This window comes from Pseudomonas brassicacearum (genome assembly GCF_009601685.2).
GTDB lineage: Bacteria > Pseudomonadota > Gammaproteobacteria > Pseudomonadales > Pseudomonadaceae > Aquipseudomonas > Aquipseudomonas kilonensis_B.
This window is the reverse complement of the sequence record NZ_CP045701.2, coordinates 2,826,471-2,839,798: the sequence shown is the minus strand read 5'-3', so window position 1 is coordinate 2,839,798 and position 13,328 is coordinate 2,826,471. Positions and strand designations below refer to the sequence as shown.

The 13,328-nt window shown below is 59.6% G+C and carries 10 protein-coding genes; 7 read left to right on the top strand and 3 right to left on the bottom strand.

Features of this window, described 5'->3' with window-relative positions:
- The 3 genes from GFU70_RS12395 to GFU70_RS12385 form a co-directional block, all read right to left on the bottom strand.
- On the bottom strand, nucleotides 1-3,774 hold the full coding sequence (locus GFU70_RS12395) for a nitrate reductase subunit alpha (RefSeq protein ID WP_153388120.1): 3,774 nt from the start codon (nucleotides 3,772-3,774) through the stop codon (nucleotides 1-3).
- A 64-nt stretch (nucleotides 3,775-3,838) separates the two neighbouring features.
- Nucleotides 3,839-5,236, bottom strand: a complete 1,398-nt coding sequence (locus GFU70_RS12390) for a NarK family nitrate/nitrite MFS transporter (RefSeq protein ID WP_153388119.1) — start codon at nucleotides 5,234-5,236, stop codon at nucleotides 3,839-3,841.
- Nucleotides 5,214-6,515 carry an MFS transporter gene (locus tag GFU70_RS12385; protein ID WP_217501339.1) on the bottom strand — a complete coding sequence of 434 codons (1,302 nt, stop codon included), beginning with the start codon at nucleotides 6,513-6,515 and terminating at the stop codon, nucleotides 5,214-5,216. The genes GFU70_RS12390 and GFU70_RS12385 overlap by 23 nt, the downstream gene beginning before the upstream one ends.
- 308 nt (nucleotides 6,516-6,823) lie before the next feature.
- Between GFU70_RS12385 and GFU70_RS12380 the strand changes: the two genes are divergently transcribed.
- From GFU70_RS12380 to GFU70_RS12350, 7 genes are all read left to right on the top strand, one after another.
- Nucleotides 6,824-8,623 (top strand): HAMP domain-containing protein, encoded by a 1,800-nt coding sequence (locus GFU70_RS12380; protein ID WP_116642374.1) that lies wholly within the window; start codon nucleotides 6,824-6,826, stop codon nucleotides 8,621-8,623.
- Nucleotides 8,620-9,267: a two-component system response regulator NarL gene (narL, locus tag GFU70_RS12375; RefSeq protein ID WP_003202460.1), complete on the top strand. Its 648-nt coding sequence runs from the start codon at nucleotides 8,620-8,622 to the stop codon at nucleotides 9,265-9,267. The genes GFU70_RS12380 and narL overlap by 4 nt, the downstream gene beginning before the upstream one ends.
- 281 nt (nucleotides 9,268-9,548) lie before the next feature.
- Nucleotides 9,549-10,226 carry a Crp/Fnr family transcriptional regulator gene (locus GFU70_RS12370; RefSeq protein ID WP_058542413.1) on the top strand — a complete coding sequence of 226 codons (678 nt, stop codon included), beginning with the start codon at nucleotides 9,549-9,551 and terminating at the stop codon, nucleotides 10,224-10,226.
- Between the two features lie 85 nt (nucleotides 10,227-10,311).
- The gene (locus GFU70_RS12365) at nucleotides 10,312-10,698 is read left to right on the top strand and encodes a putative zinc-binding protein (RefSeq protein ID WP_058542412.1); all 387 of its coding nucleotides are present in this window, start codon (nucleotides 10,312-10,314) and stop codon (nucleotides 10,696-10,698) included.
- A 435-nt stretch (nucleotides 10,699-11,133) separates the two neighbouring features.
- Entirely contained in the window at nucleotides 11,134-11,316 is a 183-nt protein-coding gene (locus GFU70_RS12360) for a hypothetical protein (protein ID WP_058542411.1), read from the top strand.
- A gap of 90 nt (nucleotides 11,317-11,406) precedes the next feature.
- Nucleotides 11,407-12,624: a YcaO-like family protein gene (locus tag GFU70_RS12355; RefSeq protein ID WP_153388118.1), complete on the top strand. Its 1,218-nt coding sequence runs from the start codon at nucleotides 11,407-11,409 to the stop codon at nucleotides 12,622-12,624.
- Nucleotides 12,605-13,306, top strand: a complete 702-nt coding sequence (locus tag GFU70_RS12350; protein WP_077505737.1) for a TfuA-like protein — start codon at nucleotides 12,605-12,607, stop codon at nucleotides 13,304-13,306. The genes GFU70_RS12355 and GFU70_RS12350 overlap by 20 nt, the downstream gene beginning before the upstream one ends.
- Nucleotides 13,307-13,328: the final 22 nt, after the last annotated feature.

The following is a 13,328-nucleotide window of genomic DNA, read 5'->3' as shown; positions in this document are numbered from 1 at the left end:
TCAGTTCTCCTCGATATCAGTCGGCAGTGGACGCGGCAAATCATCGCCACTGGAACCATCGAGCCAATCGACCTTGACCATCTTGCGCACCACGACGAATTCGTCGCGGTTGCAACCGACCGTGCCGTAATAGTTGAAGCCGTAGGCCTGTTGGGCGTAGCCGCCAATCATGTGGGTGGGCTTGAGCACCACGCGGGTCACCGAGTTGTGGTGGCCGCCACGGGTCTTGGTGGTTTCCGAACCCGGCACGTTCACGATCCGTTCCTGGGCGTGATACATCATCACCATGCCTTCCTTGACCCGTTGGCTGACCACCGCACGGGCTGTCAGCGCGCCGTTGACGTTGAAGCATTCGATCCAGTCGTTGTCCTCGATACCGGCGCGCTTGGCGTCGATTTCCGAGAGCCAGACAATCGGTCCGCCACGGCTCAAGGTGAGCATCAGCAGGTTGTCGCTGTAGGTGCTGTGGATGCCCCACTTCTGGTGCGGGGTGATCCAGTTCAGGACGATCTCGGTCTCGCCATTGCTGCGCTTGCCCTTCACGCCGGCGATGGTGCGGGTGTTGACCGGTGGCCGATAGCTCATCAGTTGCTCGCCGAACGCCTGCATCCATGGGTGATCCTGGTAGAACTGCTGGCGACCGGTGATGGTGCGCCATGGGATCGACTCGTGGACGTTGGTGTAGCCGGCGTTGTAGCTCACGTGATCGTCTTCCAGGCCAGACCAGGTCGGGCTGGAAATGATCTTGCGCGGCTGGGCCTGGATGTCACGGAAGCGAATCGCCTCGTGCTCCTTGGAGACGGCCAGGTGGCTGTGGTCGATGCCAGTGAATTCCGACAGCGCTGCCCAGGCTTTCACCGCGACATGGCCGTTGGTTTCCGGCGCCAGGGACAGGATCACTTCGGCAGCGTCGATGGCGCTGTCGATCTTCGGCCGCCCTTGGCTGATACCTGCCTCGACTTCCTTGTGGTTCAGCTCGCCAAGGAATTTAACTTCAGTGTCGGTGTTCCAGTTGATGCCCTTGCCGCCGTTGCCGAGTTTTTCCAGCATCGGGCCCAGGGAGGTGAACTGTTTGTAGATGTTCGGGTAGTCGCGTTCCACCACGTGCAGGTTCGGCGCGTTCTTGCCCGGGATCGGCGCCACACCGGCGCTTTTCCAGTCGGTGCCGCCGAATGGCTGGGCCAGTTCGCCGACGCTGTCGTGCATCAGCGGTACGGTGACCAGGTCTTTCTCGACACCCAGGTGGCCGACCGACATGGCGGAAAACGCCTTGGCGATGCCCTTGTAGATTTCCCAGTCCGAACGCGATTCCCAGGCCGGATCGATGGCGGCCGACAGTGGGTGAATGAACGGGTGCATGTCCGAAGTGTTCATGTCGTCTTTTTCGTACCAGGTAGCGGTCGGCAAGACGATGTCCGAATACACGCAGGTCGAGGACATGCGGAAGTCCAGGGTGGTCACCAGATCGAGCTTGCCAATGGCGCCCTCGTCGACCCATTCGGCTTCGGTGGGCTTGCACTCGGTGCTATGGCCGATGTCTTCGTTCATCACGCCGTTCTTGGTGCCCAGCAGGTACTTGAGCATGTACTCGTGGCCCTTGCCCGAGGAGCCCAGCAGGTTGGAACGCCAGATAAACATGTTGCGCGGGAAGTTCACCGGGCTGTCCGGTTGCTCGCAGGCAAAGCGCAGGGAACCGTCCTGCAGCGACTTGACCACGTAGTCCTTGGGCTCCATGCCCGCGGCGGCGGCATCGCGGCAGATGTGCAGCGGGTTGGTGTTGAGCTGCGGTGCGCTCGGCAACCAGCCGGCCCGTTCGGCGCGGATGTTGTAGTCCAGGGCGTGCTCGGGGAATTGCGATTTGTCGGCCAGGGGCGAGAGCACATCGTGCATGCTCATCTTCTCGTGGCGCCATTGCGAACTGTGCCCGTAGAAGAAGCTGGTGCCGTTCATCTGCCGTGGCGGACGGTTCCAGTCCAGGCCAAAGGCCAGGGGCAGCCAGCCGCATTGCGGACGGAGTTTTTCCTGGCCGACATAGTGGGCCCAACCGCCGCCGGTCTGGCCGACGCAACCGCAGAGCATGAGCATGTTGATCAGCCCGCGGTAGTTCATGTCCATGTGGTACCAGTGGTTCATCGCCGCACCGACGATGATCATCGAGCGTCCACGGGTCTTGTCGGCGTTGTCGGCGAACTCGCGGGCGATCTGGATCGCCTTCTCGCGACTCACACCGGTGATCTGCTCCTGCCAGGCCGGGGTGCCGGGTACCGAAGCGTCGTCATAGTCCTTGGCAACGTTGGCGCCGCCCAGGCCACGGTCGATCGCCAGGTTGGCCGCCGACAGGTCGAACACCGTGGCGACTTTCGCCACGCTGCCATCGGCCAGTACCACGCTGTGCACCGGCACCCGCCGGAACTGCACCGCGTCACCGGCCACGTGCTGGAAGTACTCCTGGGCTTCGCCGGCGAAGTACGGGAACGCCACCTCAGCGACGTCGCCGCCGATCAGGCTCAGCTTGAGGTCGATCTCACGACCCTCGCCGCCTTCACGGGGCAGGATGTTCCACTTGCCCTTCTCACCCCAGCGATAGCCGATGGAGCCTTGGGGCGAAACCAGTTCGCCGCTGGCATCCAGGGCGATGGTTTTCCATTCCGGGTTGTTTTCCTGACCAAGGTTGTCGGTCAGGTCGCTGGCCCGCAGGAAACGGTCCGGCTGGTAACCCGCACCCGGCGCCGCGCCGAGCATCGGCTTGAGCATCACCAGTACCGGCAGGTCGGTGTAGCGCTTGGCGTATTCGGTGAAATAGGCGCTGGGCTTGTCCAGGTGAAATTCTTTGAAGATCACATGGTTGAAGGCCTGGGCCAACGCGGCGTCGGTGCCCTGCTTAGGGTTGAGCCACAAGTCGGTAAGCTTGGCGACTTCCGAATAGTCCGGGGTGATCGCCACGGTCTTGGTGCCCTTGTAGCGCACCTCGGTGAAGAAGTGGGCGTCAGGGGTACGGGTCTGCGGGACGTTGGAGCCCCAGGCAATGATGTAGTTGGAGTTGTACCAGTCGGCCGATTCCGGCACGTCGGTCTGCTCGCCCCAGACCATCGGCGACGCTGGCGGCAAGTCGCAATACCAGTCGTAGAAGCTCAGGCACACGCCACCGATCAGCGACAGGTAACGCGAGCCGGCGGCATAGCTGACCATCGACATGGCCGGGATCGGCGAGAAACCCACCACCCGGTCCGGGCCGTGTTCCTTGACGGTGTAGACGTTGGCGGCGGCGATGATCTCGTTGACTTCTTCCCAGTTGGAACGGATGAAGCCGCCCATGCCGCGCTTGCTTTTATAGGAGTCGGCCTTGGCCTTGTCCTCGACGATGCTGGCCCAGGCTTCCACCGGCGGCAGGGTCTGCCGGGCTTCGCGCCACAGCTTGAGCAATGGCTTGCGAATTTTCGGGTACTTGAGCCGGTTGGCGCTGTAGATGTACCAGCTGTAGCTCGCGCCGCGAGGGCAGCCGCGTGGTTCGTGGTTGGGCAGGTCGTTACGGGTGCGCGGATAGTCGGTCTGCTGGGTTTCCCAGGTGATCAGGCCGTTCTTGACGTAGATTTTCCACGAGCACGAACCGGTGCAGTTCACCCCATGGGTGGACCGCACGATCTTGTCGTACTGCCAGCGCGAACGGTAGACGTTCTCCCAATCGCGGGACTCCTTGCGGGTCTCGCCGTGACCATCGGAAAACTCGCCTTGCTTGCGGTTGAAAAACCGCAGTTGATCCAATAAATGACTCACAGTGTGTTCCTCTCAGGCTTGCTCCGCGGGGTCTGCGCCCCGCCCACGCAGGTTTAGGTTCGGCTTAGCAAGGTGTCGCGGCGCCCTTGCGGGCATACCACCACCAGGTCACCACGATGCAGCTCAGGTAGAAGCCGACGAACATGTAGAAGGCCATCTCCGGGCCGCCGGTCAGGGCCATCGAAGTGCCGAATGATTTGGGAATGAAGAACGCGCCGAAGGCGCCCATGGCCGAGCTGAACCCCAGCACGGCTGCCGATTCCTTGCCGGCGCTCTTGATCGCTTGTTCGCGCAGCTCGGGTTTTTTGCCCAGGGCGGCTTTCTCATGCAGGGTGCGGAAGATCACCGGGATCATGCGGAAGGTGGAACCGTTGCCCACGCCAGTGGTGATGAACAGCAACATGAACATGCCCAGGAAGCCGTAGAAGCTGCCGCCCTCGCCGTTCTGTGGAAGAAAGTGCAAGACGCCGAACACCATCACGATCATCAACACGAAGTTCCACAGGGTGACCTTCGCGCCACCGAGCTTGTCCGCCAACCAGCCGCCCAGCGGCCGTACCAGCGCGCCCACCAGTGGGCCGAGGAAGGCGAATTTCAAGGCGATGACTTCCGGGAACGAAGTCTTGATCAGCAGCGGGAAGGCGGCGGAGAAACCGATGAACGAACCGAAGGTGGCCAGGTACAGCCAGCACATCAGCCAGTTGTGCTTGCGCTTGAAGATCACCGCCTGTTCGCTGAACGAAGCGCGGGCGCTGGACAGGTCATTCATGCCGAACCAGGCAATCAGGGTCACGGCGAGGATGAACGGCACCCAGATGAAGCCGGCGTTCTGCAGCCACAGCGAGCTGCCATCAGCCAAGACTTGCGGTTGGCCGCCCATGAAGCCGAACACACCAAAGGAGATCACCAGCGGCACGCTGAACTGCATCACCGACACGCCCAGGTTACCCAGGCCGGCGTTCAAGCCCAGGGCGGTGCCCTGCTGGGACTTGGGGTAGAAGAAGCTGATGTTGGACATGCTCGAGGCGAAGTTGCCGCCACCAAAACCGCACAACAGTGCGATCAGCACGAACACGCTGTAGGGCGTGGCCGGATCCTGCACGGCGAAGCCCATCCACAACGCCGGTATCAGCAACGACGCCGTGCTCAGCGCAGTCCAACGACGCCCGCCGAAGATCGGCACCATGAACGAGTAGAAGATGCGCAAGGTCGCGCCGGACAGCCCCGGCAATGCCGCCAGCCAGAACAACTGGTCGGTGGTGAAGCTGAAGCCGATGGCATTGAGGCGCACGATCACCGTGCTCCAGACCATCCACACCGCGAAGGCCAACAGCAGCGCAGGAATCGAAATCCACAAATTGCGCCGGGCAGTCTGTTTGCCACTTTTGCCCCAGAACGCAGGGTCTTCCGGGCGCCAGTCATGAATGACCGGGCCCTTTTCAGGCGTTTGCAGAACGGACATGTTCTTCTCCTTGGGCAATGCTGGAAAACGGGGATTGAGTGGCCGGCGGCTGTTTACCCAGCAGCGGGCGCTTGCGCATTTCGCTGAAGTACATCCAGGCCAGGGACACCCAGACCACGCCGTACATCAACATGAAGCAGGACGAGCGCACGCCGGTGAGGTCCACCAGGGCGCCGAACATGATCGGCAGCACGAACCCGCCCAGGCCGCCGGCGAGGCCGACGATGCCGGACACCGCGCCCATGTTCTTCGGGTAGTCGTTGGCGATGTACTTGAAGACCGAGGCCTTGCCGAACGCGAAGGCGATGCCCATCACGAACAGCAGCACGGTGAACAGCGTGGGGCTGAGGCCGATGTGGAAATCGACGATGCCGTTGACGGTCTGCACTTGCAGCTGCGTCTGGGGATAGGAGAGCAGGAACAGGCAGATCCAGCTGACCCACAACACCCACCAGGTCACGCTCTGGGCGCCCCAACGGTCGGACATCCAGCCACCGACGGCCCGCAGCACGCCACCGGGCAAGGAGAAACACGCCGCCAGCAGCGCCGCGCTTTGCAGGCTGAAGCCGTATTCCTGCACGTAGTACTTGGTCATCCACAATGCCAGGGCCACGTAGCCGCCGAACACGATCGAGTAGTACTGGCAGTAGCGCCACACGGCGGGCTCTTTCAGGGTTTTCAATTGCTCGCGCAACGTCGCGCCGCCCTTGCCGCTGTGTTCCTTTTTCTCGGTGGTGAGAAACCAGAACAGCAACGCGGTGATGAACAGGATGGCGCTGAACACTTTCGGCACCAGGTGCCAGCTGCCGAACGCGATCAGCGCCGGAGCGAGGAACTTGGTCAGCGCTGCACCGGCGTTGCCGGCGCCGAACACGCCCATGGCAAAACCCTGGTTCTGCTTATCAAACCACTTGGCGACGTAGGCAATGCCCACCGAGAACGAGCCACCGGCCAGGCCGACGAACAGGCCCAGCACCAGAAACTGCCAGAAGGCCGTGGCGAGGGTGATCAGATACAGCGGCAATACGCAGGCCAGCATCAGCAGGAAAAACACGATCCGTCCGCCAAAGCGGTCGGTCAGAAGCCCCAGGGGCAGACGCACCAGCGAACCGGTCAGTACCGGCGTGGCGGCCAGCAGGCCAAACTGGGTTTCATTGAGGGCCAGCAGTTCCTTGATCGGAACCCCCAGCACGGCAAACATCATCCAGACCATGAAGCACACGGTGAAGGCCAGGGTACTCATCCCTAGTACCAGCCCTTGTTGCACTTGCGCTCGCATCACGATGCACTCCGTCAGTTCGATGGGCGCAGCCTAGTGATACGAACCCCGTGAAAACTTGACTTGGGTCAACGTGCCCCGGGACGGTCCAGGCCTATGCTTGGCCCGTCTACCTCCAAGGAGGTATATCTGGATATTGATACAACCCTTTATTTATCAATACCTTGAACAAGTCTGCCGAAGCTTTTATGGAAATGGAGCGGCCGACAACTCTTTAGAGGTAGTGCGCCCAGGATTGGCTGCTACACCCCCAGGTCCAGGGCGCCCCCTATGCTCGGTTCACCGTTTTGCCTCGCAGGCCCGCGTCGATGATGCGTTGGCTGCGCAGTTCCCTGCCCGCCCGCGCCGGGCTGGCGGTGATCCTGATCGCCATCCTGGCCCTGGCCAGCTCCTTGAGTGCCGGGTTGATCGCCTGGTTCAGCCAAGGCGACGCTGCCGCCATCAATACCGCTGGTTCCGTGCGCATGGAGACCTACCACCTGAGCTGGAAACTGGCGGCGGGGGCTGACGACGACATCCCGGCGATCATCGCCAGCCTGCAACAACGCCTCGACAGCCCTGCCCTGCGTGCCGTGCTGGAAGATGGGCCGGAAACCTCCCTGCACAAGAGCTATCGCGATCTTGTGCAACGCTGGAACCAGACGTTGCGCCCGGCCATCGAGCGTGGTGACTCGGCATTTTTCCAGGCCAGCGCCAACACCTTCGTCGAGCAACTGGACCAGTTCGTCACCCTGTTGCAACGCCAGAGCGAGCATAAGCAAGGCTGGCAGCAGGTGATCCAGGGCGCGGCGCTGTTCAGCACCATGATCATCCTGCTGATCGGCCTGTATGAATTGCAGTACGGCGTGGTCACGCCCTTGCAGGAGTTGGTGGACGCCACCCAGCGCTTTCGCCGTGGCGAGTTCCAGGTGCGGGTCAATCACCAGTCCGAAGATGAACTGGGCCAGTTGGCGACCAGTTTCAACACCATGGCCGAGACCATCGAGCAATCGCACCGCACCCTGGAAAACCAGGTCCGGCAAAAGACCCTGAACCTGCAACAGGCCAACGCCGCCCTGGAGCTGCTGTACCAGAGCAGTCGCAGCCTGGCGACCCGCCAGGCCAATGCCGAAGGGCTGGATGAATTGATCCGACGCTTCCAGCAGCGCCTGCCAGGCCTGCGCCTGACGTTGTGCCTGCAAGGGCAATTGCAGGCACCGGCCAGGCACTTGCTGGCGTTGCATGGCGCCGACAGCCGCCAGGTCTGCGCCAGCAGCGATTGCGCCAGTTGCCACAAACACAACGCCGCACGCCCGCAGGCCTTCAGCATCAGCAACCAGGGCACCGAACTGGGTGAGCTCAAGGCGCATTTTGTCGATGGCCACACGGCGCAGCCCTGGGAAACCGCATTGATCCAGGCCCTGGCCAACTTGATCGGCACCTCGCTGTCCCTCAAGCGCCAGCGCGAACAGGACCATCGCCTGCTGCTGCTCGATGAACGCACGATCATTGCCCGCGAGCTTCACGACTCCCTGGCCCAGGCCTTGTCGTACATGAAGCTGCAAGTCAGCCGCATGCAGACCCTGATGCGTCGGGGCGAACCGGTGCAGACCCTGGAGACCGTCACCGGCGAGCTGCGTGAAGGGCTGAACAATGCTTATCGCCAGTTGCGCGAATTGCTCACCACCTTCCGCCTACAGATCCACGACGATGGCCTGGTCGAAGAACTCAAGGACACCGCCGAGGAGTTCTCCAACCGAGGGGATTTCCAGGTGCACCTGTTCGTCGACACCTTGGCCTTCGAGCTGTCGGCCAGCGAGCAGATCCACATCCTGCAGATCACCCGCGAGGCCTTGTCCAACTGCCTGCGCCATGCCCATGCCGAGAACGCCTGGCTCGAATTGCGCCAGGAAGGCGAGACCGTGCGGCTGTCGATCGAAGACGATGGTCGCGGCTTCAGCGGCGAGGTGGACCAGCGCGAACACCATGGCCTGAACATCATGAACGAACGAGCCCGCAGCCTGCGCGGCCAACTGCAGATTCTCTCCCGAACACCCCAGGGCACCCGCATCCAGGTGCATTTCCAACCGGAATTCCTGGGCCAACACACCGAAGGCCTCGCAACATGAACGCCCCCCTGCGCCACACCCTGCTACTGGTCGACGATCATCCGATGATGCGTCGCGGCATTCGTCAGATGCTTGAACTCGAAGACGATTTGCAGATCGTTGGCGAAGCCAGCCACGGCGAAGAAGCCTTGACCCTGATCGAACCGCTCAAGCCCGACCTGGTGCTGCTGGACAACAACATGCCGCAGATGAACGGCATCGAGACCCTGCGCCGGCTGCGCGCCATGCACTACACCGGCAAGGTGCTGCTGTTCACCGTGTCCGATGCCGAGGACGACATCCGCGATGCCTTGCGCCTGGACGCCAACGGTTACCTGCTCAAGGACATGGAGCCGGAGCTGCTGATCCAGTACATCCGCGACGCCCTCAACGGCGCCCTGGTGATCAGCCCCGGCCTGACCCGCGTCATGGCCCAGGCGCTGCGCTCGCCACCGCGCCAGGCCGATGTGGAACTGACCGAGCGCGAGCGCCAGGTACTCAAGACCATCGCCGGCGGCTACAGCAACAAGGTCATCGGGCACAAGCTGGGCATCACCGAAGGCACGGTCAAGGTCCACGTGAAGAACCTGCTGCACAAGCTCGGCTTGCGCTCACGGGTCGAAGCCGCCGTGTGGGCGATGGAGCATTTGCGCGGGGCGGGTTAGCCCAGCAAAACACACCAACTGTGAGCAGAGCCTGCAGGAAAAAAACCTGTGGGAGCAAAGCTTGCTCGCGATAGCAGTGGTTCAGCTTGCGGAAATGTTGAGCGTGCTGCCGCCATCGCGAGCAAGCTTTGCTCCCACAGGGGATTGGCAGCAGCCTGGATTTCGCTCCCCACCGGATTTGTGCCTTGATCGAGAGGCCCATCCCTCTTCCGAGGTAGGCCTGCCGAGGCATAGGCCGGCGGCGATTTGGGCTCTACCATGACGACACGCGGAGGTACGCCATGCTGACCCACCCTTCCATCGTTTTACTGTTGCGTCGTCATCACCTGTTCAGCCAACTGCCGGAGCGGGTCTTTGAAGATGTCTGCAGCCTGGCCGTCCTCAGGCGCCTGGACTGCAACAGCACGCTCATGCACCAGGGCGATCCGGCCAAGCGGTTTTTCTTGCTGGTCAGTGGCCAGATCAAGCTGTTCCGGGTGACTGGTGAGGGCCAGGAGAACCTGGTGGAAATCATCCAGCCCGGACAGACCTTCGCCGAGGCGCTGCTGTTCAGCCAGGCCCGTTGCTACCCGGTCAGTGCGTCGGCGATCAAGGACAGCGTGCTGGTGAGTATCGAGGGCACCCATTACCGCAAGGCCCTGGAGGACCAGCCCAAGGTCTGCCTGGCGATCCTGGCGAGCATGAGCATCCATCTGCACCAGCGCCTCAAGGACATCGACAACCTGACCTTGGCCAGTGCCAGTCGGCGGGTGATCAATTTCCTGTTGCAGGAGCGGGATCCGCGGGATGGTCAGTTGGTGTTGCAGGTGTCCAAGCGTCTGGTGGCTTCCAAGCTGGGGATTCAGCCGGAGACGTTTTCGCGGATTCTTCATCGGTTGGTGGATGGGGGGTTGATTGCTATGGAGCGGCGTAACATTCGGATCCTAGCTGAAGAAGAGCTTGCTGCTTACCAACAGTAGCCGAGCCAGTCTCGGATTTGACCATGGTCAAGGCGTACTACTGCCGGCCTCGCACACTGGCAGAGTCCATCAGTGGAGAACCCTCATGTCCAATTCAAGCCTTCCCTTGGTCTACTCCTGCTCCGGCTGCTCGAATGTCGCGCAGCTGGCCAATACCCTGGCCCTGCGCCTGGATCGCAGCGGTCTGGCCGAGATGTCCTGCATCGTCGGGGTCGGCGGGCATGTGGCTGCGCTGGTCAATAAAGCGCGCTCGGGACGGAGAATCCTGGCGCTGGACGGCTGCCCGCTGCAATGCGTCGAAGGCTGCCTGAACCAGCACGACCTACATGCCGATGTGCATCTGATCTTGAGCCACCACGGTTTGCGCAAACGCAACGGCGAGGATTGCACCGAGGAGCAGAGTGACGAGTTGTTTGAGGAGATCAAGCGGCTGATTGAAAGCCAGATGATCGAAGCCACCGAGACGGCTTGAGAAGGCTCGAACACCAAAACCTGTGGCGAGGGAGCTTGCTCCCGCTGGACCGCGAAGCGGTCCTAAAACCTGTCTCCGCGGTATGTCAGTTAGAACGCACTTGCTTTTATTCAGTTTTTTTGAAGTCAGCTCAACCGATACTGCAAATCTAATCTTGAGACAACGCGCCAAGAACTTAAAGATTACGGAAATTACTTACAGAAATTTCCAAGACCCATCCTACGACAGCAATATACCTATCCTAAGAGTCAGTAAGCTCATTCCTACAACCAGCACGAACTAACATTTCAGAAAACTCGCCACCTCTCCGCGATAATGCAAAGTCGCAACATCCTGAAATTAATTTTCAGTTGGCGTAATCTCAATCAGCTGCAAATCTCATTGGTGTTGCGCAACAAATTTTCTCAACGCAATATTACGGACAGGATAAATGAAATGGACTCTATAGTTAACGATGCAAACTTCGAGCTTGAACTGGACGCAGAAACCGCGGAGAAGTTTTCCGTCATTCTGAACGATGAAAGCCTGATGCACGCCGGTTTTGTGGCACATCAGTCGAACAACAACGTCTTGACGCTGGCTCTGGCTGAAGACGTTAAAGTTAAAGTCGCAGCCTAAAAAAAACGGGAGGGAGGTCATTCCCTCCCGTTTCTTATTGCGTCAAACATGATGCTTGCTTATACCTTCATCAGTTAAAGGTGGCCAATTATGCAAAGGCTTAGTTCAAGCCTTCGTCGCCGCAGTGCCGAAGAAACATTAAAAAGTATCGTCAACAATATGGCCCCGCGCTTGGGCATTACCCGAGTAACCGACACAACTTGGCTGGACCGTATTGGAATTCCGGTATTTGCCAGTATACGACCCGATGCATTGAAGGGTTCGCTGTGCGTAAATGCTGGCAAAGGCCTCAGATCAGCAGAAGCCAAAATAGGCGCGTACATGGAAGCCATCGAGTTCAGCCTTGCGCAATACAACACGGCGCAACTGAAGCTGTTAAAGACCACGCCGAGGCAACTCATTGAAAGCCACGAAGGACGAATAGTTTTCAATCAGTTCTGCATGTTGTATGGCTTCTCTGCCGATGCTGATTCGCTCATCATGGCCATCGAAGTTGAGGATGTATTGCGCAAGCAAAAGGTGCTTGCACCCGCCGAACTGGTGTTCATTCCCTACCCCGAAAACCCCGGGCAACAACTCTTCGGGGAAAGCTCCAGTGGCTTGGCTTCAGGCAATGACTTGGTGGAAGCCTCGGTACACGCTGTTTGCGAACTCATGGAGCGCGATGTCCAAGCCTTTAATCACCTGCATGACCGCTCCTGCCTCGTCAATCTGGACCGCTACAGCGCAGAAACCGACTCCCTCATCAATAAAATCAATGACGCGGGATTAAGCCTGTCGGTTCGTTACACCGAGAACTGTTTTGGCCTGGCCTACTTTCAGGCTTTTATCATGGAAGAATCCTCCCAGGCGCCCATCTCTGTGGCCACCGGTTCAGGGTTACATCCCATCAAGGAAATCGCCTTGATCCGGGCTATCTGCGAGGCGGCCCAAAGCCGTTTAAGCCACATCCACGGGGGCCGGGACGACATCATCGAGCGCGTCAAATACTTCGAGAAGAAGGGCCGTTCGGTCGAACTTCACGCCATCTCACGGTTGCGTACCGTGGCCACTTCCCGGGACCAGATGATTGATTACTCCTCCATCGACTGCCAGGAAGCCGCGATCCCAACGATCGAATCGGCCTGGGAGTTGCTCATTGAGCGGTTGCAAAGTGTCGGGCTCAGTACCGTGCTAAGGGTTTTGCTCAGTAAAGCGACGGACGACATTACTGTGATCAGAATCATAATTCCGGGGCTTGAAGCCTTTGAACCCGGTTTAAAAAGGGTCGGTCCGAGGTTACTTACGTATGTCAAACAATGCGCTTGAGACATGTACGCTGTTTGCGGGCCCCTCCCTGCAAGGAATAGACAATCAGTTACTGTGCGGTGGTGGCTTGGTGTTACGCCCGCCCGTCAAGCGTGGCGATATCGAACGCCTGGTGGCGCAATCGCCCCCTTCGAACCTCGCCATAGTCGATGGCGTGTTCCATGCTCACCCTGCCGTCGGCCATGCCGAGATACTCGACGCCCTGAGTGCGGGTTGGCGCATTTGGGGATTATCCTCCATGGGTGCCATTCGCGCCTGTGAAATGGATACGCTGGGAATGACAGGCTTTGGTGAAGTGTATCGACAATTCGCCAGCGATCCGGACATGTCCGACGACGAAGTGACCCTAATACATCAAGCACAAGAGCCATTTCTTTCGCTCAGCGAACCACTTATTCATATCAGGCAGTTTTTAAGACAGTGGACGACTGAACGGATCATTACGCCGGCACAAGAGCAACACATACTTCATTACCTGAAAAACATGTGGTACGGACATCGAACATTAAATTGCTTGAAAGAAGCCTTGCTGGCACTCCCTGTCGCGGAGAAACAAATAGACAACGCCTTGGCCAATTTTTCCGGCTACAGAATAAAGAGTCTGGACTTGATCGATTTTCTCAAATTACAACCATGGACAAGGACGGTGAAACAGAATGTCGCCATCAGAGATACTGTGTGAAATAAATGGTTTACCCTTTGTG